This window comes from Bacteroides sp. FSHCM14E1 (assembly GCF_019633785.1).
Classification (GTDB): Bacteria; Bacteroidota; Bacteroidia; order Bacteroidales; family Bacteroidaceae; genus Bacteroides; species Bacteroides hominis.
Map to the genome: position 1 here is coordinate 207218 of NZ_JADKYL010000005.1, position 23829 is coordinate 231046.

Sequence of the window (23829 nt, forward strand, 5' to 3'; positions counted from 1 at the left end):
AGCAATGAACAACAGCACACCTACTCCCCAAAAAATTACGCTGGAAGACATTGCTCAGCGTAAACAAGAAATATTGCAGGATATCCGCAACCAGAAACAAGCCATGGCGGATACTACCCGCCGGATTTTCGCCCCCCTTGCACCTGCAGCTTCAGGTGGTAGCTCACTGATGCGTTCTTTCAATACCGGTATGGCTATTTTTGACGGCGTCATGCTGGGCATGAAAATGATCCGCAAAGTTCGCGGACTTTTCCGGAAAAGATATTAAAAAAACACCCGGACATACATCATTGTATATCCGGGCGTCTATTATTATCATGTGATATCAAGGAAGTCTTCACACGTACGTTTCCAGTAATTTCACATTGCCACCTTGTGGAACAATCGTCACATCCTGAGTGGTGGCAGGAAGCAAAATCGTTTCTCCCGCACCAAGCGTCACCTCGTTGCCTTCATTATCGGTCATCAGACAAGAACCTTCTATACAAATGAAGATAACAAATGAATCCAGCTCTGAATAATCACAACTGATCTGCTCACTCATGTCATAAACCGACGTGGTAAAGTAAGGACAAGCCACCAACTCAACCGGTTCATCTTTCAGAGGTTCATATTTAGTACGATAGTCATCAAGCACTTCATAGTTGATTGCATCGAGTGCCTGGCTGGTATGCAACTCACGTGTTTTTCCATTCGCATCTTTACGATTGAAATCATAAATACGATAAGTAATATCCGAGGTCTGCTGGATTTCAGCGATGAATGCCCCCGCACCAATGCTATGGATACGTCCCGCAGGCAAAAAGAAAACATCGCCCGGATGGATTTCGTATTCCTGAAGCACATCTGTGATTGTATTATTGTACACGCGCTCTTTATATTCTTTCGGAGTAATCTGCTCAGAAAATCCCGAACGCAGTTTAGCCCCTTTATCGGCACCTACTACATACCACATCTCAGTTTTACCTTTTGAGTTGTGGCGCTTCTTAGCCAGTTCATCAGTTGGATGCACCTGTATAGACAGATCTTGCTTCGCATCGATAAACTTTATCAGCAAAGGAAACTCATTGCCAAAACGGGCATAGTTTGCTTCGCCTACCAGTTCCTCACGGTATTTTTTCACCATATCGGTCAGCGTAAGGCCTTTGTCCGGACCATTAGCTACGACAGACTCGTTATTTTCTACGCCGGAAATTTCCCAGCTTTCCCCCACTCCCTTCAAATCATCTTTCAGATGCTTGAACGGGATAATTTTGTCGCCCCCCCAAAGCGTCTGCTTCAGAATGGGTTCGAATTTTAACGGATACATTTTTGTTTTTCTTGTTATAAACTTAGATTAAAAACTCATGATTTTAACAATCAAGGGACAAACATACGAAAAATATCAAATAATACACAAAATCCTGCCTTTTAATTAAAAGTAACATGAAAATTTTATCTTCACATTACAATTTTGGATGCTTTTTCGGGAAACGCTAAACTTTCCTAAATCGCCGAACAGATTTACAAGGAATAATTTGGGAGAACGAAAGAATTTCCCTTTATTTGCAAGAAATTTTAATAATACCAGACATGATTAACACATTCCCAACTGAAGGAAATCTGTCAGGGCTCAGCCGGAAAGATTTTCAAAAGGATATAAACGATAAGAAAACCGATTTGTTTATCCTCAAAAACAAGAAAGGAATGGAAGTTGCCGTAACAAACTACGGATGCGCCATTCTATCTATCATGGTTCCGGACAAAGACGGAAAATATGCCAACGTCGTACTCAGCTACGGCACACTGGATGCACTGATGCACGGACCAGAACCTTTCCTAAGCACCACTATCGGACGTTATGGCAACCGTATCGCCAAAGGTAAATTTACCTTGTATGGTGAAGAGCACAATCTCACAATCAACAATGGCCCTAATTCACTTCATGGTGGCCCCACAGGATTTCATGCCAGAGTTTGGGATGCCGAACAGATAGAGGAAGGCATGATCCGGTTTAACTATACTTCGGCAGACGGAGAAGAGGGCTTCCCCGGTAATCTGGAAGTGGAAATGATTTATCGCCTTGAAGAAGAAGAGAATGCAATTGTCATCGAATACCGTGCTACTACCGACAAAGCGACTGTCGTAAACCTGACCAACCACGGATTCTTTAATCTGGCAGGTACTGCCAATCCCACCCCAACAGTAGAAAACAACATCGTCACAATCAACGCAGATTTCTATACTCCGATAGATGAGGTATCCATTCCAACAGGAGAAATAGCCAAAGTAGAAGGCACTCCAATGGACTTCCGTACCCCGCACACCGTCGGTGAACGAATTAATGATAAATTCCAGCAATTGATACATGGTGCAGGTTATGACCATTGCTATGTACTAAACAAAATAGAAGCGGGTTCTCTGGACCTGGCAGCTACCTGCAAAGAGCCTAACAGCGGACGTACTATGGAAGTATACACCACAGAAGCAGGCGTACAACTATATACAGGTAACTGGCTGGGAGGTTTCGAAGGGACAAACGGAGCAACCTTCCCAGCACGAAGCGCAATCTGTTTCGAAGCGCAATGCTTCCCCGATACACCGAACAAAGCACATTTCCCGTCAGCTACGTTACTGCCGGGTGATGAATACCAGCAGGTAACTATCTATAAATTCGGAGTTGAAAAATAAATAAGGAAATAACTAACCTCATTTTTATAACTAACAACTTTTTAAAAACCATGACACAACAAAAAAAGAATTATGTGTTGCCTATTGCAATGATGTTTGCGCTTTTCGCAATGATTTCATTTGTAACAGGACTTACTAATCCGCTCGGACTTATTGTAAAAGAGCAATTCCAGGCTGCCAACTGGATGACGCAGCTGGGTAATGCAGCCAACTTCATAGCTTACGCCTTTATGGGACTGCCGGCAGGTATGATGCTCAAAAGAATCGGTTACAAAAAGACTGCCCTTACTGCCGTAGCCGTAGGATTTATCGGAGTAGGCATTCAAGTGCTATCGGGACAGATGGACTATCAGCCGGGAGAACTGACTGTATTCTGGGTTTATCTGACCGGTGCTTTTGTTTCAGGTTTCTCAATGTGTATGTTGAATGCGGTAGTAAACCCGCTGTTGAATACACTTGCAGGTGGTGGTAAAAAGGGTAATCAATTGATCCAGTTCGGTGGTTCTCTGAATTCTATTTCTGCTACGATCGTTCCGGTATTGGGTGGTTATCTGATCGGTACCATCAGCCAGGATACACGTATCAGTGATGCTAACCCTGCATTGTTCATCGCTATGGGTATCTTCGCTGTCGTATTCATCGTATTGGCCATCATGGACATTCCCGAGCCTCACAAAGAAAGTGCAAGCGATCATAAAGTAAAAGACACTCACAGCCCGCTTTCATTCCGCCACTTCGTTCTCGGAACAGTTGCTATTTTCGTATATGTAGGTGTGGAAGTAGGTATTCCTAACTTTATCAACCTGTTCCTGACCACTTCACCGGATGCGGCAGGTGCCAAAGGATTCGGTATGGATACAGCTATGGCAGGTTCAATCGTAGGTACCTATTGGTTCCTAATGATGATCGGCCGTCTGTGTGGGGGTGCTCTGGGAGCTAAGTTCTCAAGTAAAACTCAGTTGACAGTAGTCTCTTCGCTGGCTCTGATCTTCTTGCTGATCGGTATGTTTGCCCCCAGTGCAACAACAGTAGCTATGCCTGTATTTAAAGGAGGTGCCAGCATCGGCTTCGGTATGGAAACAGTACCTGTAGGAATCATGTTCTTCGCACTTTGCGGACTCTGTACTTCTATCATGTGGGGTGGTATCTTCAATCTGGCAGTAGAAGGATTGGGTAAATACACAGCAATGGCTTCCGGTATCTTCATGGTAATGGTTTGCGGTGGTGGTATCCTCCCGCTGATCCAGGGCGCTGTAGCCGATGTAACCAGCAGTTATATTGCAAGCTACTGGGTAATCTTCGCAGCTGTAGCATACATGCTGTATTATGCACTTGTAGGTTGCAAGAATGTAAATAAGGATATTCCTGTTGAATAAAAAACATAAATAATAACTTTTAATACCAAAACGATCATGGATATAGAACACGTAAGAAGTCGCTTCATCAAACATTTTGATGGAACTACAGGATTTGTATATGCCTCTCCGGGCCGTATCAATCTTATTGGCGAACATACCGACTACAATGGCGGATTTGTTTTCCCGGGAGCTATCGATAAAGGAATGATTGCCGAAATCAAGCCAAATGGTACAGACAAAGTAAATGCTTATTCTATCGATCTGAAAGATTATGTTACTTTCGGATTGAACGAAGAAGATGCTCCGCGCGCCAGTTGGGCAAGATATATATTCGGCGTATGCCGTGAAATGATCAAACGTGGTGTTGATGTGAAAGGATTCAATACAGCTTTTTCCGGAGATGTGCCTCTGGGTGCGGGTATGTCCTCTTCAGCAGCTTTGGAAAGTACTTATGCTTTCGCACTGAATGATCTGTTCGGTGAGAATAAAATAGACAAGTTTGAATTAGCCAAAATAGGACAGGCTACAGAACACAACTATTGTGGTGTAAACTGTGGTATTATGGACCAGTTTGCTTCTGTATTCGGAAAAGAAGGCAGCCTGATCCGCTTGGACTGCCGTTCTCTGGAATACCAGTACTTCCCGTTCAAACCGGAAGGTTATCGTCTGGTATTGCTTGATTCGGTTGTAAAACATGAACTGGCTTCATCAGCATACAACAAACGCCGTCAGAGCTGTGAAGCTGCCGTAGCTGCTATCCAGAAAAAACATCCTCATGTAGAATTCCTGCGTGACTGTACAATGGATATGCTGGCAGAAGCAAAAGCTGATATCAGCGCAGAAGATTATATGCGTGCCGAATATGTTATCGAAGAAATCCAACGCGTACTCGATGTATGTGATGCTCTGGAAAAAGGAGATTACGAAACCGTAGGCAAGAAAATGTATGAAACTCACCATGGCATGAGCAAACTTTACGAGGTAAGCTGCGAAGAGCTTGACTTCTTGAACGACTGCGCTAAAGAATGTGGCGTAACCGGCTCACGTGTAATGGGTGGCGGTTTCGGTGGTTGCACCATTAACTTGGTAAAAGACGAATTATATGACAACTTCATCGAAAAAGCCAAAGAATCATTTAAAGCTAAATTCGGCAGAAGCCCGAAAGTGTATGATGTAGTTATCAGTGACGGTTCAAGAAAACTGGCATAAAGATTTAAAAACTAATATTCAGAAGGCAAGGCACATCCTAAACAGATGTGCCTTTCTTTTTGTTATGTAAAAAAGCTATCTTTTTATGGTAGATAAATCCCACTAAAAGGTTATCTTTGCGAAAAATCTGAAAAAACTAAATTAATCAATAGATATGAACGATAGTAAACTTATGAATCGTGCGGCTGATAATATCCGCATATTAGCTGCGTCGATGGTAGAAAAAGCCAATTCGGGACACCCGGGAGGCGCCATGGGCGGTGCTGATTTTGTGAACGTACTCTTCTCTGAGTTTTTGGTATACGATCCGCAAAACCCACGTTGGGAAGGTCGCGACCGCTTTTTCCTCGACCCGGGACACATGTCACCGATGCTTTATTCCGTATTGGCTTTCACCGGAAAATATACATTGGACGAATTAAAGCAATTCCGTCAGTGGGGTAGCCCTACTCCGGGACACCCTGAAGTGAATGTAGACCGTGGCGTTGAAAACACTTCCGGCCCGCTGGGACAAGGACACACTTATGCAGTAGGTGCAGCCATTGCGGCAAAATTCCTGAAAGCCCGCTTCGGCGAAATAATGAACCAGACTATCTACGCATACATATCTGACGGAGGTATCCAGGAAGAAATTTCCCAAGGTGCAGGCCGTATAGCCGGTACACTCGGACTGGACAACCTTATCATGTTCTACGATTCAAACGACGTACAGCTTTCTACCAACACAGAAGATGTGACAACCGAAAACGTAGCCATGAAATATGAAGCATGGGACTGGAAAGTAATCACAATCAACGGCAATGACCCGGACGAAATACGTAAAGCTTTGATTGAAGCCAAAGCTGAGAAGAGCCGTCCGACCCTGATCATCGGTAAAACCACCATGGGTAAAGGAGCACGCCGGGCAGATGGAACCAGTTATGAAGCCGATTGTGCAACACACGGTGCACCGTTAGGCGGTGACGCATATGTAAATACAATCAAGAATCTGGGTGGAAATCCGGAAGCTCCATTCACTATATTCCCCGAAGTGGCCGAACTGTACGCAAAACGCGCGGAAGAGCTGAAGAAAATTGTTGCCGGAAAATATGCAGCCAAAGCAGAATGGGCAAAGGCGAATCCCGAACTGGCCGCTAAATTGACAGAGTTCTTCTCAGGAAAAGCCCCGAAAGTAAATTGGGATGCCATAGAACAGAAAGCAGGCGGAGCAACCCGTGCCGGATCTGCAACCGTATTAGGTGCATTGGCCACTCAGGTAGAAAATATGATCGTGTCTTCGGCTGACTTGTCTAATTCAGACAAAACAGACGGTTTCCTGAAAAAGACCCATGCATTCAAAAAAGGCGACTTCAGCGGTGCCTTCCTGCAAGCAGGAGTTTCTGAGTTGAGTATGGCTTGCATCTGCATCGGTATGTCTCTGCACGGAGGTATTATTGCTGCATGCGGTACATTTTTTGTCTTCTCGGACTACATGAAACCGGCTCTTCGCATGGCTGCCCTGATGGAGCAACCGGTGAAGTTTATCTGGACTCACGATGCATTCCGTGTCGGAGAAGACGGACCTACTCACGAACCGGTAGAGCAAGAAGCACAAGTACGTCTGCTTGAAAAGCTGAAAAACCATAAAGGACACAACTCGATGTTGGTACTCCGTCCGGCAGATGTAGAAGAAACAACAATTGCGTGGAAGCTCGCCATGGAAAATATGTCGACTCCTACAGCACTGATCCTTTCACGCCAGAACATCGTTAACCTGCCCGCAGGAACCGATTATTCACAGGCTGCCAAAGGTGCTTACATCATTGCAGATGCCGATGAAAATCCAGATGTAATCCTGGTAGCTTCGGGATCGGAAGTTTCCACACTGGTTGCCGGTGCCGAACTTCTGCGCAAAGAAGGTGTAAAAGTCCGCATCGTTTCTGCTCCGTCCGAAGGATTGTTCCGCAATCAAAGTAAAGAATATCAGGAATCGATACTCCCTGCAGGTGCCAAAGTATTTGGTCTGACAGCCGGACTACCGGTGAATCTTGAAGGTCTGGTAGGATCCAACGGTAAAGTATTCGGTCTTGAGTCCTTCGGTTTCTCCGCACCATACAAAGTACTGGATGAAAAGCTTGGATTCACAGCAGAAAACGTATACAATCAGGTAAAATCAATGCTCTGATCAATCATTCAATGTGCTAATGTGCCAGCTCTTCCGGACTGGGGCATTAGCACATTCACTATATTAGCACATTAAAGAAAAATGAAGAAAATTGGAATTTGTTGCGACCATGCCGGTTTTGAATTAAAAGAATATGTAAGAGGTTGGCTGGAAGCAAAAGGCTGGGAATACAAAGACTTTGGAACATACTCGACAGACAGCTGTGACTATCCCGACTTTGCCCACCCGCTGGCTCTGGCTGTAGAAGCCGGTGAATGCTATCCGGGAATTGCCATTTGTGGCAGTGGAAACGGTATCAGTATGACACTTAACAAACATCAAGGTATACGTGCGGCACTTTGCTGGTCAGCAGAAATTGCACACATGGCACGCCTGCACAACGATGCAAACGTACTGGTCATGCCCGGCCGTTATATCAGTACCGAAGAAGCGGACATGATTATGACGGAGTTCTTCTCGACTGAATTTGAGGGCGGACGCCATCAAAAACGTATTGATAAGATCCCGGTAAAGTAAAACCATATGGTTTCATATCAATAGAAGACCAATTCTTATAATAATACGAGGGTGTGTCGAAACTCTTTTCAGCACGGAGTAACACAGAGTAGCACAGAGTCTTTTTTTTTGCTAATAATCAACAACTTAAAATCATCTCTGTGTTACTCTATGTCCTCAGTGGTGAGTTTCGACACACCCTCTTCTATTTACAGGCAATCCGGCATACTTCTCTATCAGTGCTTCTCCTTACGTTCAAACTCACCTTCTTCAGTATAATATTTCCACGTACCTTTAGGTTGATTATTTGCATACTTCCCACGGAATTTCAGTTTACCATTTTCGTAATATTCACGGTAACGACCATGACGTTTTCCTTCTTTAATCTTCGCTTTTCAAAGCACCTTCCGGATAAAACTCCCGTAATACATTTCCCGGAAAAAAAAGTTCATTGATTACCAAGTGATAAGAATACCTTAAATTAAGCACATTAAGATATAAAAAACATAATTCTTCAAAAGTCTGATATAATCAAAGAATTGTAAACAGTAGGAGCTACAAATACCTACAAACACATCAAAAGAGTATCAGATTGACAAAGAGGTATACTATACTCAGATCTCTATTTTTTTCGGTTTTCCTATTTTTCACAATAGAGATGAACAGGTTAAAAGATAAAAAGCTATCTTTGTGACTCAATAATCCGGAAAATCAAAAGATATGGATCAACTGAAAACCATCAAAGAGCTTATCAACCAAGGAGATATAGAAAAGGCGCTTCAGGCACTTGACGAATTTCTCCGGACTGAACCAGTCGTAAAAGATGAAGCTTACTATCTGATGGGAAATGCTTACCGCAAATTGGGAGACTGGCAAAAAGCTCTCAACAATTATCAATCCGCCATCGAACTCAATCCCGACAGCCCGGCTCTCCAGGCACGCAAGATGGTGATGGATATTTTAAATTTCTACAATAAAGATATGTATAATCAATAAACGTAATAAAGACAGATTATGGCAAAAATCAAAGGAGCAATCGTAGTCGACACGGAGCGTTGCAAGGGGTGCAACCTGTGTGTGGTAGCTTGTCCGCTCAACGTAATATCCCTCGCCAAAGAGGTGAATGTAAAAGGGTATAATTATGCCCAGCAGATTCTTGAAGATACCTGTAACGGATGCAGTTCATGCGCAACTGTATGCCCGGACGGATGTATCTCTGTTTATAAAGTTAAAGTAGAATAAAAGAAAAGAATATGGCAGAAGAAGTTGTATTAATGAAAGGAAACGAAGCCATCGCCCATGCGGCCATCCGCTGTGGTGCCGACGGATACTTCGGATATCCTATTACTCCGCAATCGGAGGTGTTGGAAACTCTTGCCGAACTGAGACCCTGGGAAACTACCGGTATGGTAGTTCTTCAGGCAGAAAGTGAAGTGGCAGCTATCAATATGGTTTATGGCGGTGCCGGCAGCGGCAAAATGGTGATGACTTCATCATCAAGCCCCGGTGTCAGCCTGAAACAGGAAGGTATCTCTTATTTGGCAGGTGCCGAACTTCCATGTCTGATCGTGAATGTGATGCGCGGTGGTCCCGGATTGGGTACCATCCAGCCCAGTCAGGCAGACTATTTCCAGACAGTGAAAGGAGGAGGGCATGGCGACTATAAACTTATCGCACTGGCTCCGGCATCTGTTCAGGAAATGGCAGATTTTGTCGAACTCGCTTTCGAGCTTGCGTTTAAATATCGCAATCCGGCAATCATCCTTGCAGATGGTGTCATCGGACAGATGATGGAAAAAGTCGTTCTTCCTCCCGCCAAAGCTCGTCGTACGGAAGCAGAAGTCATAGCGCAATGTCCTTGGGCTTCTACCGGAAAGACGAAAGACCGCAAGCCCAACATCATTACTTCACTGGAGTTGCGTCCGGAAGAGATGGAAAAGAACAACCTGCGCTTCCAGGCGAAGTACAGAGTTATTGAAGAAAACGAAGTACGTTTCGAAGAAATAGACTGCGAAGATGCAGAATATCTGATCGTAGCTTTTGGCTCAATGGCACGTATCGGTCAGAAAGCCATGGAGCTGGCACGTGAAGAAGACATTAAAGTCGGTATGCTTCGTCCCATCACTTTATGGCCGTTCCCGACAAAAGCAATTGCCGAGTATGCCAATAAGGTAAAAGGTATGCTGGTAACCGAGCTGAACGCCGGACAGATGGTAGAAGACGTCCGCTTAGCGGTAAACGGAAAAGTGAAAGTAGAACATTTCGGCCGCCTGGGAGGCATTGTTCCCGACCCGGACGAAATAGTAACTGCATTGAAAGAACAATTAATCAAATAACTACAGTACGATGAATCCCGATAAAATAAGAAACGTATTGAACATACTGTTTATGATATTGGCCCTGGCGGCTATTATCACCTACTTCGTAGCGAAGGATGACTTTAAGGTGTTTATCTACGTATGCGGCGCGGCAATCTTTGTCAAGCTGATGGAGTTTTTTATACGGTTCACCAACAGATAAGTTTCTGAGTTTTTGTGTTTTCAAATCCGTGAGACTTAAAACCTCCGAACTTAAAACCATAAGTTCAGTGACTTAAAGATTAAAAAAAGAAGTTATGACGAAAGAAGAAATAATCAAGCCCGAGAATCTGGTTTATAAAAAACCGACTCTGATGAATGACAATGGCATGCACTATTGCCCGGGTTGCAGCCACGGCGTAGTACATAAACTGATTGCCGAAGTAATTGAGGAGATGGGATTGGAAGACAAAGCAGTCGGTATCTCACCTGTAGGTTGCGCTGTATTCATATATAATTACCTTGACATCGACTGGCAAGAGGCTGCCCATGGACGTGCACCCGCACTTGCTACAGCCATCAAGCGCCTCTGGCCTGACCGCCTGGTATTTACTTACCAGGGAGACGGCGACCTTGCCTGCATCGGTACGGCAGAAACCATCCATGCACTGAATCGTGGTGAAAATATTACGATTGTCTTCATCAACAACGCCATCTACGGTATGACCGGAGGACAAATGGCTCCTACAACCCTGATGGGAATGAAGACGGCTACCTGCCCTTACGGACGTGATCCGGAACTCCATGGCTATCCGCTGAAGATTACTGAAATCGCTGCTCAACTGGAAGGTACAGCTTACGTAACCCGCCAATCGGTACAAACAGTTCCCGCCATCCGAAAAGCTAAAAAAGCGATTCGTAAAGCATTCGAGAACTCAATGAACGGAAAAGGTTCCAACCTGGTAGAAATCGTTTCAACCTGTAGTTCCGGATGGAAAATGACTCCGGAGAAAGCCAACAAATGGATGGAAGAACACATGTTCCCGTTCTATCCTTTGGGCGACCTGAAAGATAAATAATAATTTAATATTATTAAGATGAAAGAAGAAATAATTATAGCAGGATTCGGTGGACAGGGTGTACTGTCTATGGGAAAGATTTTAGCTTACTCCGGACTGATGGAAGGCAAAGAAGTGACCTGGATGCCGGCTTATGGTCCTGAACAACGTGGTGGTACAGCCAACGTTACAGTCATTGTAAGCGACGACAAAATATCCTCACCGATTTTGAGTAAATATGACACGGCCATCATTCTGAATCAGCCTTCACTTGAAAAGTTCGAAAGCCGTGTGAAGCCGGGAGGTATCCTGATTTATGACGGATACGGAATCATTAACCCTCCTACCCGCAAAGACATCAAAGTATACCGCATCGACGCAATGGACGCGGCCAACGAGATGAACAATGCCAAGGCATTCAACATGATTGTACTGGGAGGATTACTGAAGCTTCGCCCCATCGTTACATTAGAGAATGTAGTGAAAGGTCTGAAGAAAACATTACCCGAACGTCACCATCACTTGATTCCGATGAATGAAGAAGCCATCAAAAAAGGTATGGAACTGATCAGAGAGGTTTAAGCCGACCGAGAATTGAGAATCGAAATTTAAAAATTATTAGCTATGCCACAGCCCGGGAAACCGGATAATTTTTAAAATTCAATTCTCAATTCTCATTTTAATAAGTATCTTTGCGGCTAATTATGAGACGAATCCTACTTACATATATACTCCTTGTCGTAGGTTTACTGACCGCACAGGCACAGTTCAATCCTACACAACAAGTCGATCCCCGTACCGGTAGAGATGCCAACGGTAACCAAATAGACCCGGCCATGCGGGTGCATGAGGACAGTACAGACGTTGAAATACAAGGACTTCCCCCAAAACTCTATATGTGGCATGTCAGCGAAAACCTGGGAACAATCCAGAAAATACCCGCTGATACGGCAACCCACATGTTTCAAAACACCAATTTAGTGGAAGGCCTGAGAGGGCATTATAATTATCTGGGTAACTTAGGTTCTCCCCGCCTGTCACGTCTCTTTTTCGAACGCCATGACGCAGAACCGACCATTTTTATGGAGCCATTCTCCAGTTTTTTTATCCGTCCTGACGAATTCAACTTTACTAACAGTAACGTGCCTTTCACCAATCTTAGCTATTATAAAGCCGGTAATAAAGTGAACGGAGAGGAGCGATTTAAGTCCTATTTCTCAGTAAATGTAAACAAACAACTGGCATTTGGTTTCAACTTCGATTATCTGTACGGACGAGGTTATTACAACAATCAAAACACTTCTTTCTTTAATGCCGCACTCTTCGGAAGTTATATAGGCGACCGTTACGAAGCGACATTGCTTTATAGCAACAACTATCTAAAGATGAATGAAAACGGCGGTATCACCGATGACCGTTACATCACCCGCCCGGAAGAAATGGCAGAGGGAAAAAAGGAATATGAATCACAGAACATTCCCACCCTGTTAAGCAAAAGTGCCAATCGTAACAAGGACTTTTACATATTCCTCACCCAACGTTACAAACTGGGATTCACTCGTGAAGTGGCCAAAGCCAAAGACGATACCACCAGTACGGAAAAGACGGAATTTGTTCCGGTTACCAGCTTCATCCATACAATGAAAGTGGAACGTGCCCGCCACCAGTTCACTTCGGAGGACGAATTGTACAAAATCTACCCGGAAGCTTATATCCAGCCGGGCAATAAGCTGGTGAATGACTCTACCAGCTATATCGGAGTAAAAAATACATTGGGAATCGCTCTGCTTGAAGGTTTTAATAAATATGCCAAAGCCGGATTGACTACCTTTATCTCACATAAGCTAAGCAATTACCGGCTAATGGACAGAGACTCCGTGAGTGTAGATAAATACAGTGAACACGAAGTTTTTGTCGGGGGTGAATTGGCCAAACGTCAGGGAAAAACGCTACATTACCGTGCCATGGGTGAAGTAGGTATTCTGGATAAAGCGATTGGGCAGTTCCGTGTCAATGCCGATCTCGACCTGAACTTCCGCTTATGGAAAGATACGGTCAGCTTTATTGCCCGCGGATCAATCAGTAATACCCTTCCGGCATTTTATATGCGTCATTATCATTCTAAATACTTCTACTGGGATAATGACAATATGGACAAAGAGTTCCGCACACGCCTGGAAGGCGAGCTGAACATCGAGCATTGGCAGACCCACCTGAAAGCCGGAGTAGAAAATATTAAAAACTATACGTACTTCAATCAAAAGGCACTCCCTCAGCAGAATGACGGTAATATTCAGGTGCTTTCCGCCACTCTGTCGCAGAATTTCCGATTGGGTATTTTCCATCTGGACAATGAAGTGACCTGGCAAAAGTCGAGCAACACTACCGTATTGCCCTTACCGGAGCTTTCACTTTACCATAATTTCTACATTCAAACAACCTTGGCGAAAAAAGTGCTTCATGTGCAGTTGGGAGCCGATGTACGCTATTTTACCAAGTATTATGCCCCGGCATATACCCCGGCCATCCAGCAGTTTCATCTGCAACCGGAAGACGATCAGGTAAAGATTGGCGGTTACCCCATCATCAATGTATATGCCAACCTGCAACTGAAACGCACGCGTCTTTTCGCAATGATGTATCACGTCAATCAGGGAATGGGTAACTCGAATTACTTCCTGTCGCCCCACTATCCCATCAATCCGCGCCTGTTTAAGATCGGCGTTTCCTGGAACTTCTACGATTAATCGCTACCATGAATCTATTGAAGCCTAAATATCTGAGATATGTAGTATTAGGACTGATATCAGCCCTCGTTGTCACATTCTGGCCTCGTAAAGAGAAGCCGCAAGGACATCCGCGCGACTACGCAGAGATCGAAGAAAGCGGCATCCTCCATGCCGCCACGGAATATAACTCCATCAGTTTTTATGTGGATGGAGATACCGTTTCGGGATTTCATTATGAACTGATAGAGGCATTTGCCCGTGACAAGGGCTTGCAAGTACAGGTCTCCCCGGTGATGAGCTTCAACCAACGGCTGGAAGGATTGGCCAATGGCACCTATGACGTAGTAGCTTATGGTATACCGACAACAAGTGAACTGAAAGACTCCCTGCTCCTCACCTCACCCATTATCTTGAGCAAACAAGTCCTGGTGCAACGCAAAGCCGAAGAAAACGACTCGCTTGCCATCAGAAGCCAACTCGACCTGGCCGGCAAAACACTAAACGTCGTAAAAGGTTCTCCATCCATTCTTCGGATACACAACCTCAGCAATGAAATAGGTGATACAATCTACGTAAACGAAGTAGCAAAATATGGTTCCGAACAACTGATCGCAATGGTTGCGCATGGAGATATCGATTTTGCCGTATGCGACGAGAGTATAGCCCGGATGGCCGTAGATTCATTGCCTCAACTCGATATTAATACCGCCATCAGTTTCACCCAATTTTACTCGTGGGGAGTCAGCAAGCAGTCCCCTGCTCTGCTCGACAGCCTGAATACATGGCTGTCCAGCTTCCGAAAGAAAGGTGAATATCAGGTCATCTATCGTAAATACTACGGAAAGCAGTAACAACTCCCTCCCCTTCTTTCCAATTCATTTAAAGACTACGATTACCAGTTGCGCAACTGGTAGCATACGGAGTTGTGCAACCAGAGAATGTGAACTAAGAAACGGGCACAGAGAGTCTCTATTATGATAACTGTAAATCATTCGTCGCTTTCAGCAGAATTGAGTATATTTGCGGATGGATAAATAAAAAAGATATGAGCGATAAGATTATAAAATGGGGATTCATTGGTTGCGGAGAAGTAACCAAATACAAAAGCGGACCTGCCTTTCAGAAAGTAGAAGGTTCCAAAGTCATAGCAGTCATGAGTCGTGACGGCAATAAGGCCAAAGCTTATGCCAAAGAACGGAACATTCCGAAGTGGTATGACGATGCACAGGAGCTGATTGACGACCCGGATGTAAATGCCGTATACATAGCCACTCCTCCCTCTTCACACGCCACTTATGCCATCATGTCCATGAAAGCCGGAAAACCGGTATATATCGAAAAGCCAATGGCGCAAACTTACGAAGAATGCGCCCGTATCAACCGTATTTCTCAAGAGACAGGAGTGCCTTGCTTTGTAGCTTACTACCGACGTTATCTGCCTTACTTTATGAAAGTCAAGGAACTGGTAGACAAAGGAATTATCGGAAATGTGATTAACGTGCAGATCCGTTTCGCTCAACCCCCACGCGACCTGGATTACAACAGAGAGAACCTGCCTTGGCGTGTACAGGCAGACATTGCCGGAGGAGGATATTTTTATGACCTTGCCCCCCACCAGATCGATCTTCTACAGGAAATGTTCGGTTGTATTCTTGAAGCCAGCGGATATAAGAGTAACCGTGGGGGACTTTATCCAGCAGAAGATACATTGAGTGCTTGTTTCCAGTTCGACAACGGTCTGGTAGGAAGCGGTTCATGGTGCTTCGTTGCCCATGATTCGGCTCGCGAAGACCGCATTGAGATTATCGGTGATAATGGTATGATCTGTTTCTCCGTATTCACCTATGACCCGATTGCCCTTCACACCGAAAGAGGACGTGAAGAAATAGTTGTAGAAAACCCCGAACACGTGCAGCAACCTTTGATTCAAGCCGTGGTAGACCATCTTCTTGGAAAATCGACTTGTTCCTGTGACGGCGAAAGTGCCACAACGACTAATTGGGTCATGGATAAAATACTTGGAAAGCTCTAAACGATAAACGTTTTGAACGATGAATGAATCATCCACGCTGAACGATCAACGGTGAACAATGACTGATGAACAATAGAGATTGTTTTTTCCTTATGCCTTCGGTCTATTAAAGCACCATTCATCATTGATCGTTCAGCGTGGATAATTAGTTCATCGTTTTTTTATCTTTTCCATGTCACGTTTTCCTTCCTCTTCCGTCTTGCTTATGTAAATGGAACTAAAACAATTCAAAATAGCCGTTCTTCCACTCCGCGACAAATTACTTAATTATGCGCGGAAGTTGACCGATGACCGTTCGGATGCTGAAGATGCCGTGCAAGAAGTAATGCTGAAATTATGGAACCTCCGCCTGAAACTGGACGAGTACCACAGCATTGAAGCACTTGCCATGACTATGACGCACCATACCTGTATGGACATCTGGCGGGGAAAACATACGGACAATTTATCGCTCGACAGCATACAAGCTGCCAGTCCGTCTGCCACCCCCGAACGCTTACTGGAAGAGAAAGACGAATTCCGTCTGATGCGCGAAATAATCGGCACGCTACCACCTCTGCAACAAACCATCCTGAGGATGAAAGATGTTGAAGAGTATGAAAACGAGGAAATCGCCGAAATAACAGGATGCGGTGCCGAAGCCATTCGCAGCAACCTAAGCAGGGCACGGAAGAAAGTGAGAGACATTTACCTACAAACCATACAACAAAGAAAAAGGAGAAACGAAGCATGAATATAGAAGAATTATTGAACAAGTATTTTGAAGGGGAAACCAACTGTGAGGAAGAACGTGAGCTCCGCCGTTTTTTCACTCAGGGCATCGTACCGGAACATCTGCAGATGTATGGCCCGATGTTTGCTTTCTTCAGCGAAGAGAACCGGCAAAGCAAGATTGCCGGCTCCGGAGTTCCGAAAACTTCCGTTCCTCTGCGCCACCGTCTGCTATACATATTCAGCGGAATGGCTGCCGGAATGTTGATTGTGCTGGGTATCGCCGGCCTCAATCAACATTTCAGTACCTCTACCGGAAATTATGTAATCATCGACGGAAAATGCTATACCGACACCCGACTGGTGCGCGAACAGGCCATGGTCGCATTCCGTGATGTCAGTATCAGCGAAGAGGAAGTGTTTGCCACGCTATTCTCCGAATAAAAAAAGAAAACAATAAAAGAAACGATGTATGAATAAAGTCATTCGCACCACATGGATTGTCCTACTGCTCACCGTTGCCTCGGGCATGGTAAGAGCACAACAGGGACTGCAAATAGCTTCCGTATTCCAGAAATACGGCAAACAGAAAGGAGTGACTATGGTAGAGTTATCCAATGAGATGCTGGAAACCTATCAGATGACTCTCTATAAAAGCCTTGTTTTTAAAGACGTCGAAGAAGCTTTGCCCGATATTCTCAACTGCCTGGAAGCCGACAAGAGAAAGGCCAGGAAAGTAAAGGAAGTAGTAGCAGGCGGACAAATACAGTCCGGCTATTATCAGTTACCCCAACTAAAAGAAGATGTCAACCGGTTCATCCTCTTCAAAACCGGCAAGAAAGGCTCGGCTACCTTGATTTACATCGAAGGCGAGTTGGATGCAGATGATTTGGTAACCATGTTATTTATGAAGAAAAACTAAACATTATAAGAGTATGAAACACATTTATTTATTACTGTTTATGCTGATCCCGATGGCGGGAATGGCTCAAGAAAGCGTTTCGCAAGACACGACTCTTTACGTAAACGGACGCAAAATCCTGATTAAAGAAAAAGAGGGGAAAATAAAGGTAAAACTTTACGAACAGTCTTCGCGCGGTGATACGATAGAGAACGATCAGATATTCGAAGGAATCTATACGGACGGACAAACAACCGAACGCCGCACAGCATTCACCATGCCTTTTGTTAAGAGAAAGAACTATTATCGGTTTGAACCGCATATTGCCGGGATCTATATGGGATACACACGGCTCTCCGACGGTATCAATTTCAACACTCCGAACGGATTGGACGTCAATGCAAATAAGTCTTGGGAAATTGGTTTTAACCTGTTTCAAGGTTCCCTGACGCTCTCACGTGATCGCCAATGGGGCATAACGACAGGCTTAGGCTGGGGATATCGCTCCTTCCGTCTGGGTGGCAACTACGCTTTCAGACAAACCGATGGAATCACAAACATTGTTCCAGGGATTCCAGATGAAGAAGTTTACAGCAAAAGCCGGTTACGCTATTTCTATTTCCGTATTCCGGTAACATTGGAATGGCAAAAAAAATTTAGCCACAGTAACGGACACGGTCCTTTATTCTTCTCAGCTGGACTTGAGGCAGAAATCCGCCACGGGGTTAAGTCAAAGGCGAAAGTAAACGGACATAAAGAAAATTTAAGCAATAACCTGAATGTTCATCCGATAGGTATCAACCTTTTGGCACAGGCAGGTTATGGCGATATCGGAGTTTATTTGCGCTATTCTACCTACAGCCTCTTCGAACACAAGAAAGGACCCGAACTTTATCCTTATTCTTTCGGCCTCTGCTGGTATTGGTAACAATAGCCCCCAGCGGTCAGCCGCCGCATCCTGGCAGATGAAAGTAACCTGTCAATCCGTAAAGAATAGGCCGATTTCTTAACTTGAAAGAACAATCTATCGTTCTAATTGTTTATATTTGCAAAAAACATATAACAATATCAACGATAGATTTTTTTATATCACATGACCAAAGAAGAACTAATGCGGAAAGCGATTGAGCTTTCCAAAGAAAATGTAGCAAACGGAGGAGGCCCTTTCGGAGCCGTTATCGCAAAAGATGGAGAAATAGTAGCCACAGGTGTTAACCGCGTAACAGCTTCGTGCGATCCCACCGCTCACGCAGAAGTAAGCGCTATCCGTGCTGCCGCCTCAAAACTGGGAACTTTTAACCTGAGCGGTTACGAGATTTACACCTCTTGCGAACCATGTCCCATGTGCCTGGGTGCTATCTATTGGGCACGATTAGACAAGATGTATTATGGCAATAACAAGACAGATGCCAAAAACATCGGGTTCGACGACTCGTTTATCTACGATGAATTGGAACTGAAACCTGAGGACAGGAAGTTGCCATCCGAGATATTACTCCACGAAGAAGCAATCAAAGCTTTTGAGGAGTGGATGGAAAAAGAAGATAAGATAGAATACTGATAAAAATGAACTTTATACAGGGCTATTTCTACCTCAAAAAATAGAAAAGCCCTGTATAAAAGTATAATTTCAAGAGGTTATGGTCTCCTATAAGTACTTCTATTTCCATTAGCCCCAATAACTCGAGTTGAATTACCATACGAACTGGTATTATGCCCCCGGGAATTATTACGTACAGCTCCTCCTTTACTAGAATCATCAATGTCTACATAACTATGCTCCTTCAAATAATTTTCTACCGCAAGTTTCAACTGCTCTTTCTTAGCCATATCAGATACCAAATCATAAATTGGAATAAGACTTCCAGGTTCTGCATCAACTAAAGTCATATTATTATCATCACAACTCTGTTGCCATGATGATATATCAATTACGGATGGATTTTTAGAATCATAATTAAGTTGCCCTATTAAAGCTCTACTCGGATCTCCTCCCTCTGTTCTATAAACAATTTCCTGCTCCGAATTATCCTTAACCAAAGTTTGATCATAATGCCCATCAACACTCAAATTAAACATATTTTTTATACCCGATGCACATCCAGCTTCTACGGTTGCTGTTTTCTTTGATGTGTTAACAGCGCTTCTATATAGAATTGTTATCCTTCCTCCCAAAGTAATATCTGTTAATACATGTGTTCCATAATGTTGGATAATAAAAGATGGAGATTGTTTAGATAAATCATCAACAAACATCTTTGTCAAATATTTCGATAGTAATTCTGTCGAAGCAGTAAGAAAAAGTCTACGTCTCCTAATAAAAGAGGTATAGTCAGCTATAGAGTATTTCGATGAATAATGTTGAGTGCTACTAAAAGAACTACTCAAAGAACCCGAGAATAAAGATAATGCTCCTCCGAGTTTTACTTTAGAAGTTACATTACGAGTATAGTCTTGTGCCGTAGTACCCGAAGTCATTCTAGCATAATTGGAAGGCACAGCGCCAATATCGACCCTTTCCTCATAATCCTTTCTCAGTGCAACTATATCAATTATTTTACTTTTAGCAGAAGCAGAAGTAAAGTATAATCCTGTCACATCATATCCATAACCTAATAAATCATATAGTTTATCTCCAGAGGCCCTAGTTACAGCAGTGGGTAAGGTAATTTCTTCATTTTCCTGTAATACAGAAAAATCATCATTAGTACAAGCGGCAAATGTGAATAGCATTAGTAAAAGTCCAAGTTTTTTCATACTCCAAAACAATTAAATTATACATTATAAAAAGTGTAAAAGACTATTCAAATGAAATACCAAGTAAAACCGGTTTTTATAAAATCATCTCTCCATATTTTTCCAAATTAAAATTTAAATATTCCAATAACACTACTCAAAAGAGAAAGACTTATTTAAATTAAGGAATAAACTCACTTGCATTCATAATTACATAAATCACAATATCTTCGTTAGAATGAAGACAAATTCTAATTGGATATCAGTGAGTTCATATATTAACATAAAACAAATTTTCTAATAATAAGTTCATTATGCTCACTTAAATCTTTATAAACAAGAATCCCCGAAGAACACTGCATCGTCCTTCAGGGATTTCTATACACACAAAAGTTATAATTTAAATTGCTTGGAAATCTTATTTAGAAACGCATACCTAAAGTAAATAATACTTGGCTACGGGTATTAGTTATCTTAGTTACATTAGGAGTTACAATGCCTCTATCATTAAACTCATTATAGAAAGGATAGAAGTCTTCTTTATAAGAAGAGAATTTATAGGCTAGATCTGCATAAATCATAGTCCCACGATATCCAATACCTAAAGTATAATTGCTAAGTGATTTAGAATTAGCAAAATCAGTGTCTGTATTAACAGAATTATATGGTAAGTACTTTATAGCACCATTCTTGAATATAGATGAACTATAATTGTATCCTAAACGAAAAGCAAATTGAGGGATTACTTTATATTCGGCACCAATGCGAAATGTATTAACTCCCTTCATAACCATCTTTGCTGCATTCGTCTCAAATTCCATCTTATCACCTTCTGGATAACGAAACTTCACAGAAGAATAATCTTCATATTCATATTCAGCACCGATGGCTAAATTTTGTCCAACAGTATATCCAAGGCTGACATTATATTTCCAGGGAGTTTTTAAACGAAATTCCCGATTCATATCTTTATTATTCAACTCCTTATAAGTATCAAAATAACTATTAAGAAGTTCATCTTTCCCTGTATCATTATTATGCATCCAGATATTAGATTCCAAATAAGCACTTGTTGTATACGTCAATCTGTAAAAAGTAGGTGTATGTACTGCAAGACCGATCCGAAAAGGAGAATCTTCAAACGGACGAATAATAGCTCCCATCTTAAAGTCAAAACCGGAACCACTAATGCGATTCATACTTCCTATATTATAGTTCTGTTTATCACCATAATCTTCTGAATAGTAATATGATTTAGTATAGTCTACATCATAAGCTCCAATTGTCAGTCCCAGATAAACTCTGTCACTAATATTAAAGGCTATATTAAAATCATACTGATCAATTCCCCCTTTTTCTCTTGAACGAAAAGTAGAATATGGAGTTTGTGGCAAGACACCAATATACTCACCATTCTTAAAATCGAACAAAAGCCCATCCCAGCCTAAAGCACCTAACCAGCCAACGCCATTATCACTATAAGGATTCAATTTATTATCTGACAGTTCCTTAAGACTCACGCCATTGGCCAACATCCCATTAGCTTGTCCAGTCATATAATCGATTTGCGAATAATTCAAAGCGCCCTCCATAAACATATTTTTATAGAAAGATTTTGCACGATGATAATTAAACCCAAAATTTACATAACGTAATGGAGTGTGATTACCTATTTTAGAAGCAAAGACAATTCCAATGTTATCATAAGACCATCGATTATTATTATTATCAAATGTCTTTCCACCATATTTACTTTCCGTCCCATAAGTAGAAAAACTAAAAGAAGTCATAACATCATTACTTCGATAAATACCTATGCCAGCCGGATTTGTCCCCATAGTAGATATATCTCCTCCTAATGCTCCCATTGCACCTCCCATACCAACAAAACGAGCTGTTCCATTTAAATCTTTGCTAACCAATTTTGCAGCATCATATGCAGTTTGAGCATTTGCTCCTGCAGTCCATAAAAGAACTAATGCAGAAACTATTATTATCTTTTTCATATCCTAATTCTTTTAAAATCTCAATTCACAATTTTCTTATCTTCGACCACCGCTACTTCTGCTGTAGCTACCTCCACCACTTGTCGAACGAGAACTGCTACCACTACTTCTGCTACCGGAAGAATAACTACTACTAGAGCGAGTAGAACTACCTGAGGAATAGCTTCGAGAAGATGAAGAAGAGCCATAAGAACGACGGGTACCTTCATTTGAATAAGAACGAGAAGGTGTTGTTGTCGAACTTCCACGAGTATAAGTAGAAGAAGACCTACTAGTACTTCTTGAATATGTTCCAGAGTTTGTAGAACGATTCGGATGAACGTTACTATTATAACTAGAGCTACTACGTGTACTACTTGGACGAGTATAAGTAGATCTTCTTGATGAAGAAGCATCCGTGCGGGTTGTTGCATCAGGACGTTCTGTATCTCGAACACTTATTACTCTACGTGAGCCATAATTCATACGGCTATCACCGCCACGCGAAGGAGAGATATTATTACCTGAACGAGTATAAGAATCTGTACGCCGTATAGAAGAGGCGTTTACTCTGGAAGAGGTGCTAACACGAGAAGAACCATAAGAACGGCGGTTGGTATAAGTATTATGACTCGCCCAATAATTTCCTCCGCCACCCCATCCGGGATGATAGTGATGATGGTGTCCCCAGTAGCCGCCGCCATACCAGCCGCCCCAGTAACCACCCCAGTAGCCACCCCAATAACCGGGATAATAGCCTCCCCAGGCGTAATAAGGTGAAGACCAGCCCCATCCCCAGCCCCATCCGGGACCATAAGAGTTATAACGCCAATCCCACCACAAGCGGTTGGTAAACGTTGGGAACGCATAAGCATAGAAACCGTCTGTATAAACATTCCAATCCCAAGAATTAGCTCCATAAACAATGTCCCAGTAAAGCGGACTGCTGATGCTCACCGCAAAACGAGGATTACGGAAACGAATGATACGTTCGGCATACTCGTAGTCATCCTGTGAGCCATTGAACCCGTTCACCCATTCACCATCCGGATCGGAGATAGCTTTTTCTTTTACATATAATGTATCGTCCTCCATTGCGAACTCATTATCTTTAGCATCGTAACGGCGGTTATACTCATCCACATCACGCATATCGCGTTTGTTTCCTTTACGGTCCTGAACCACTACCGTAGTACCCGGAGCCGTATAAATATTCGTGGTGACTGTCCTTTTTTCCGGTACCTTCTTTACAGGAGTCTTTTCTGCTTCCTGCTTTTTCTCCTTAGAAGGCACGAAATAAAGGTCGTCATTATTGCTTTGTGCCATCACAGCCAGTGGAAGGCACAGGGCAAACAGCGATAATAAAACAATCTTTTTCATATTTCCGTGGTTTATTGGTTACTTTATCTTTTTATTCACGTTACAAAGATAAGCAAGGTATTCACGCTACCGGATAGATTTTCCCCAAACAATAATAGGGATTT

At 43.0% G+C, this 23829-nt stretch carries 24 protein-coding genes and 1 pseudogene; 20 read left to right on the forward strand and 5 right to left on the reverse strand.

All coding sequences use genetic code 11. The features are described from left to right. Positions 1 to 4 precede the first annotated feature (4 nt). Positions 5 to 268, forward strand: coding sequence for a hypothetical protein (locus ISX59_RS10205; RefSeq protein ID WP_005809055.1), 264 nt, complete (start codon positions 5 to 7; stop codon positions 266 to 268). Positions 269 to 337: 69 nt separating this feature from the next. Here the strand turns inward: ISX59_RS10205 and ISX59_RS10210 are convergent, their stop codons facing one another. Then, positions 338 to 1309 (reverse strand): type I phosphomannose isomerase catalytic subunit, encoded by a 972-nt coding sequence (locus tag ISX59_RS10210; RefSeq protein WP_005776441.1) that lies wholly within the window; start codon positions 1307 to 1309, stop codon positions 338 to 340. Between the two features lie 263 nt (positions 1310 to 1572). Here ISX59_RS10210 and ISX59_RS10215 point away from each other — a divergent pair, with 263 nt between their 5' ends. From ISX59_RS10215 to rpiB, 5 genes are all read left to right on the forward strand, one after another. After that, positions 1573 to 2670 carry an aldose epimerase family protein gene (locus tag ISX59_RS10215; RefSeq protein ID WP_005776439.1) on the forward strand — a complete coding sequence of 366 codons (1098 nt, stop codon included), beginning with the start codon at positions 1573 to 1575 and terminating at the stop codon, positions 2668 to 2670. Between the two features lie 50 nt (positions 2671 to 2720). Continuing rightward, positions 2721 to 4046 carry an MFS transporter gene (locus ISX59_RS10220; protein ID WP_005809061.1) on the forward strand — a complete coding sequence of 442 codons (1326 nt, stop codon included), beginning with the start codon at positions 2721 to 2723 and terminating at the stop codon, positions 4044 to 4046. Positions 4047 to 4082: 36 nt separating this feature from the next. After that, positions 4083 to 5237, forward strand: coding sequence for a galactokinase (gene galK, locus ISX59_RS10225; RefSeq protein WP_005776437.1), 1155 nt, complete (start codon positions 4083 to 4085; stop codon positions 5235 to 5237). Between the two features lie 154 nt (positions 5238 to 5391). Further along, complete coding sequence (locus ISX59_RS10230; RefSeq protein ID WP_005776436.1) at positions 5392 to 7401, forward strand: transketolase; 2010 nt, start codon at positions 5392 to 5394, stop codon at positions 7399 to 7401. A gap of 81 nt (positions 7402 to 7482) precedes the next feature. Next, entirely contained in the window at positions 7483 to 7917 is a 435-nt protein-coding gene (gene rpiB / locus ISX59_RS10235) for a ribose 5-phosphate isomerase B (RefSeq protein WP_005776435.1), read from the forward strand. Between the two features lie 215 nt (positions 7918 to 8132). Here rpiB and ISX59_RS10240 read toward each other — a convergent pair. Then, positions 8133 to 8337, reverse strand: a pseudogene (locus tag ISX59_RS10240) (DUF3352 domain-containing protein); the annotation flags it as partial. 279 nt (positions 8338 to 8616) lie between these two features. On the opposite strand from ISX59_RS10240, the gene ISX59_RS10245 reads away from it, so the two are divergent. From ISX59_RS10245 to ISX59_RS10310, 14 genes are all read left to right on the forward strand, one after another. Then, entirely contained in the window at positions 8617 to 8892 is a 276-nt protein-coding gene (locus tag ISX59_RS10245; RefSeq protein WP_032539790.1) for a tetratricopeptide repeat protein, read from the forward strand. Positions 8893 to 8910: 18 nt separating this feature from the next. After that, a complete protein-coding gene (locus ISX59_RS10250) occupies positions 8911 to 9138 on the forward strand; it encodes a ferredoxin family protein (RefSeq protein ID WP_005776432.1) in 228 nt (75 codons plus the stop codon). An 11-nt stretch (positions 9139 to 9149) separates the two neighbouring features. Then, a complete protein-coding gene (locus ISX59_RS10255; RefSeq protein ID WP_220575872.1) occupies positions 9150 to 10232 on the forward strand; it encodes a 3-methyl-2-oxobutanoate dehydrogenase subunit VorB in 1083 nt (360 codons plus the stop codon). Between the two features lie 10 nt (positions 10233 to 10242). Continuing rightward, entirely contained in the window at positions 10243 to 10416 is a 174-nt protein-coding gene (locus ISX59_RS10260; protein ID WP_005776430.1) for a hypothetical protein, read from the forward strand. 94 nt (positions 10417 to 10510) lie between these two features. Further along, positions 10511 to 11272, forward strand: a complete 762-nt coding sequence (locus ISX59_RS10265; RefSeq protein ID WP_005776427.1) for a thiamine pyrophosphate-dependent enzyme — start codon at positions 10511 to 10513, stop codon at positions 11270 to 11272. Positions 11273 to 11290: 18 nt separating this feature from the next. After that, the gene (locus ISX59_RS10270; RefSeq protein WP_005776426.1) at positions 11291 to 11833 is read left to right on the forward strand and encodes a 2-oxoacid:acceptor oxidoreductase family protein; all 543 of its coding nucleotides are present in this window, start codon (positions 11291 to 11293) and stop codon (positions 11831 to 11833) included. 122 nt (positions 11834 to 11955) lie between these two features. Beyond that, positions 11956 to 13998: a putative porin gene (locus tag ISX59_RS10275; protein ID WP_220575873.1), complete on the forward strand. Its 2043-nt coding sequence runs from the start codon at positions 11956 to 11958 to the stop codon at positions 13996 to 13998. An 8-nt stretch (positions 13999 to 14006) separates the two neighbouring features. Then, complete coding sequence (locus ISX59_RS10280) at positions 14007 to 14831, forward strand: transporter substrate-binding domain-containing protein (protein ID WP_220575874.1); 825 nt, start codon at positions 14007 to 14009, stop codon at positions 14829 to 14831. Positions 14832 to 15025: 194 nt separating this feature from the next. After that, entirely contained in the window at positions 15026 to 16012 is a 987-nt protein-coding gene (locus tag ISX59_RS10285; RefSeq protein ID WP_220575875.1) for a Gfo/Idh/MocA family protein, read from the forward strand. A 211-nt stretch (positions 16013 to 16223) separates the two neighbouring features. Further along, a complete protein-coding gene (locus ISX59_RS10290; protein ID WP_195316578.1) occupies positions 16224 to 16745 on the forward strand; it encodes an RNA polymerase sigma factor in 522 nt (173 codons plus the stop codon). Next, positions 16742 to 17167 carry a hypothetical protein gene (locus tag ISX59_RS10295; RefSeq protein ID WP_220575876.1) on the forward strand — a complete coding sequence of 142 codons (426 nt, stop codon included), beginning with the start codon at positions 16742 to 16744 and terminating at the stop codon, positions 17165 to 17167. Before ISX59_RS10290 ends, ISX59_RS10295 begins: the two co-directional genes overlap by 4 nt. A gap of 28 nt (positions 17168 to 17195) precedes the next feature. After that, positions 17196 to 17645, forward strand: a complete 450-nt coding sequence (locus ISX59_RS10300; protein ID WP_005809082.1) for a DUF6108 family protein — start codon at positions 17196 to 17198, stop codon at positions 17643 to 17645. Between the two features lie 13 nt (positions 17646 to 17658). Beyond that, a complete protein-coding gene (locus ISX59_RS10305; RefSeq protein ID WP_220575877.1) occupies positions 17659 to 18552 on the forward strand; it encodes a hypothetical protein in 894 nt (297 codons plus the stop codon). Positions 18553 to 18717: 165 nt separating this feature from the next. Further along, a complete protein-coding gene (locus ISX59_RS10310; RefSeq protein WP_220575878.1) occupies positions 18718 to 19185 on the forward strand; it encodes a nucleoside deaminase in 468 nt (155 codons plus the stop codon). A 77-nt stretch (positions 19186 to 19262) separates the two neighbouring features. Here the strand turns inward: ISX59_RS10310 and ISX59_RS10315 are convergent, their stop codons facing one another. From ISX59_RS10315 to ISX59_RS10325, 3 genes are all read right to left on the reverse strand, one after another. Next, positions 19263 to 20381, reverse strand: coding sequence for an MAC/perforin domain-containing protein (locus ISX59_RS10315; RefSeq protein ID WP_220575879.1), 1119 nt, complete (start codon positions 20379 to 20381; stop codon positions 19263 to 19265). A 401-nt stretch (positions 20382 to 20782) separates the two neighbouring features. Next, the gene (locus ISX59_RS10320; RefSeq protein ID WP_032577890.1) at positions 20783 to 22366 is read right to left on the reverse strand and encodes a hemin receptor; all 1584 of its coding nucleotides are present in this window, start codon (positions 22364 to 22366) and stop codon (positions 20783 to 20785) included. 36 nt (positions 22367 to 22402) lie between these two features. Next, positions 22403 to 23725: a hypothetical protein gene (locus ISX59_RS10325; RefSeq protein ID WP_195316581.1), complete on the reverse strand. Its 1323-nt coding sequence runs from the start codon at positions 23723 to 23725 to the stop codon at positions 22403 to 22405. Positions 23726 to 23829 lie beyond the last annotated feature (104 nt).

What these genes read in the sequence shown, in the direction of transcription:
- ISX59_RS10205 (WP_005809055.1), top strand. Translation starts at nt 5, where the DNA reads ATGAACAACAGCACACCTACTCCCCAAAAAATTACGCTGGAAGACATT.
- ISX59_RS10210 (WP_005776441.1), bottom strand. Translation starts at nt 1,309, where the DNA reads ATGTATCCGTTAAAATTCGAACCCATTCTGAAGCAGACGCTTTGGGGG.
- ISX59_RS10215 (WP_005776439.1), top strand. Translation starts at nt 1,573, where the DNA reads ATGATTAACACATTCCCAACTGAAGGAAATCTGTCAGGGCTCAGCCGG.
- ISX59_RS10220 (WP_005809061.1), top strand. Translation starts at nt 2,721, where the DNA reads ATGACACAACAAAAAAAGAATTATGTGTTGCCTATTGCAATGATGTTT.
- galK (WP_005776437.1), top strand. Translation starts at nt 4,083, where the DNA reads ATGGATATAGAACACGTAAGAAGTCGCTTCATCAAACATTTTGATGGA.
- ISX59_RS10230 (WP_005776436.1), top strand. Translation starts at nt 5,392, where the DNA reads ATGAACGATAGTAAACTTATGAATCGTGCGGCTGATAATATCCGCATA.
- rpiB (WP_005776435.1), top strand. Translation starts at nt 7,483, where the DNA reads ATGAAGAAAATTGGAATTTGTTGCGACCATGCCGGTTTTGAATTAAAA.
- ISX59_RS10245 (WP_032539790.1), top strand. Translation starts at nt 8,617, where the DNA reads ATGGATCAACTGAAAACCATCAAAGAGCTTATCAACCAAGGAGATATA.
- ISX59_RS10250 (WP_005776432.1), top strand. Translation starts at nt 8,911, where the DNA reads ATGGCAAAAATCAAAGGAGCAATCGTAGTCGACACGGAGCGTTGCAAG.
- ISX59_RS10255 (WP_220575872.1), top strand. Translation starts at nt 9,150, where the DNA reads ATGGCAGAAGAAGTTGTATTAATGAAAGGAAACGAAGCCATCGCCCAT.
- ISX59_RS10260 (WP_005776430.1), top strand. Translation starts at nt 10,243, where the DNA reads ATGAATCCCGATAAAATAAGAAACGTATTGAACATACTGTTTATGATA.
- ISX59_RS10265 (WP_005776427.1), top strand. Translation starts at nt 10,511, where the DNA reads ATGACGAAAGAAGAAATAATCAAGCCCGAGAATCTGGTTTATAAAAAA.
- ISX59_RS10270 (WP_005776426.1), top strand. Translation starts at nt 11,291, where the DNA reads ATGAAAGAAGAAATAATTATAGCAGGATTCGGTGGACAGGGTGTACTG.
- ISX59_RS10275 (WP_220575873.1), top strand. Translation starts at nt 11,956, where the DNA reads ATGAGACGAATCCTACTTACATATATACTCCTTGTCGTAGGTTTACTG.
- ISX59_RS10280 (WP_220575874.1), top strand. Translation starts at nt 14,007, where the DNA reads ATGAATCTATTGAAGCCTAAATATCTGAGATATGTAGTATTAGGACTG.
- ISX59_RS10285 (WP_220575875.1), top strand. Translation starts at nt 15,026, where the DNA reads ATGAGCGATAAGATTATAAAATGGGGATTCATTGGTTGCGGAGAAGTA.
- ISX59_RS10290 (WP_195316578.1), top strand. Translation starts at nt 16,224, where the DNA reads ATGGAACTAAAACAATTCAAAATAGCCGTTCTTCCACTCCGCGACAAA.
- ISX59_RS10295 (WP_220575876.1), top strand. Translation starts at nt 16,742, where the DNA reads ATGAATATAGAAGAATTATTGAACAAGTATTTTGAAGGGGAAACCAAC.
- ISX59_RS10300 (WP_005809082.1), top strand. Translation starts at nt 17,196, where the DNA reads ATGAATAAAGTCATTCGCACCACATGGATTGTCCTACTGCTCACCGTT.
- ISX59_RS10305 (WP_220575877.1), top strand. Translation starts at nt 17,659, where the DNA reads ATGAAACACATTTATTTATTACTGTTTATGCTGATCCCGATGGCGGGA.
- ISX59_RS10310 (WP_220575878.1), top strand. Translation starts at nt 18,718, where the DNA reads ATGACCAAAGAAGAACTAATGCGGAAAGCGATTGAGCTTTCCAAAGAA.
- ISX59_RS10315 (WP_220575879.1), bottom strand. Translation starts at nt 20,381, where the DNA reads ATGAAAAAACTTGGACTTTTACTAATGCTATTCACATTTGCCGCTTGT.
- ISX59_RS10320 (WP_032577890.1), bottom strand. Translation starts at nt 22,366, where the DNA reads ATGAAAAAGATAATAATAGTTTCTGCATTAGTTCTTTTATGGACTGCA.
- ISX59_RS10325 (WP_195316581.1), bottom strand. Translation starts at nt 23,725, where the DNA reads ATGAAAAAGATTGTTTTATTATCGCTGTTTGCCCTGTGCCTTCCACTG.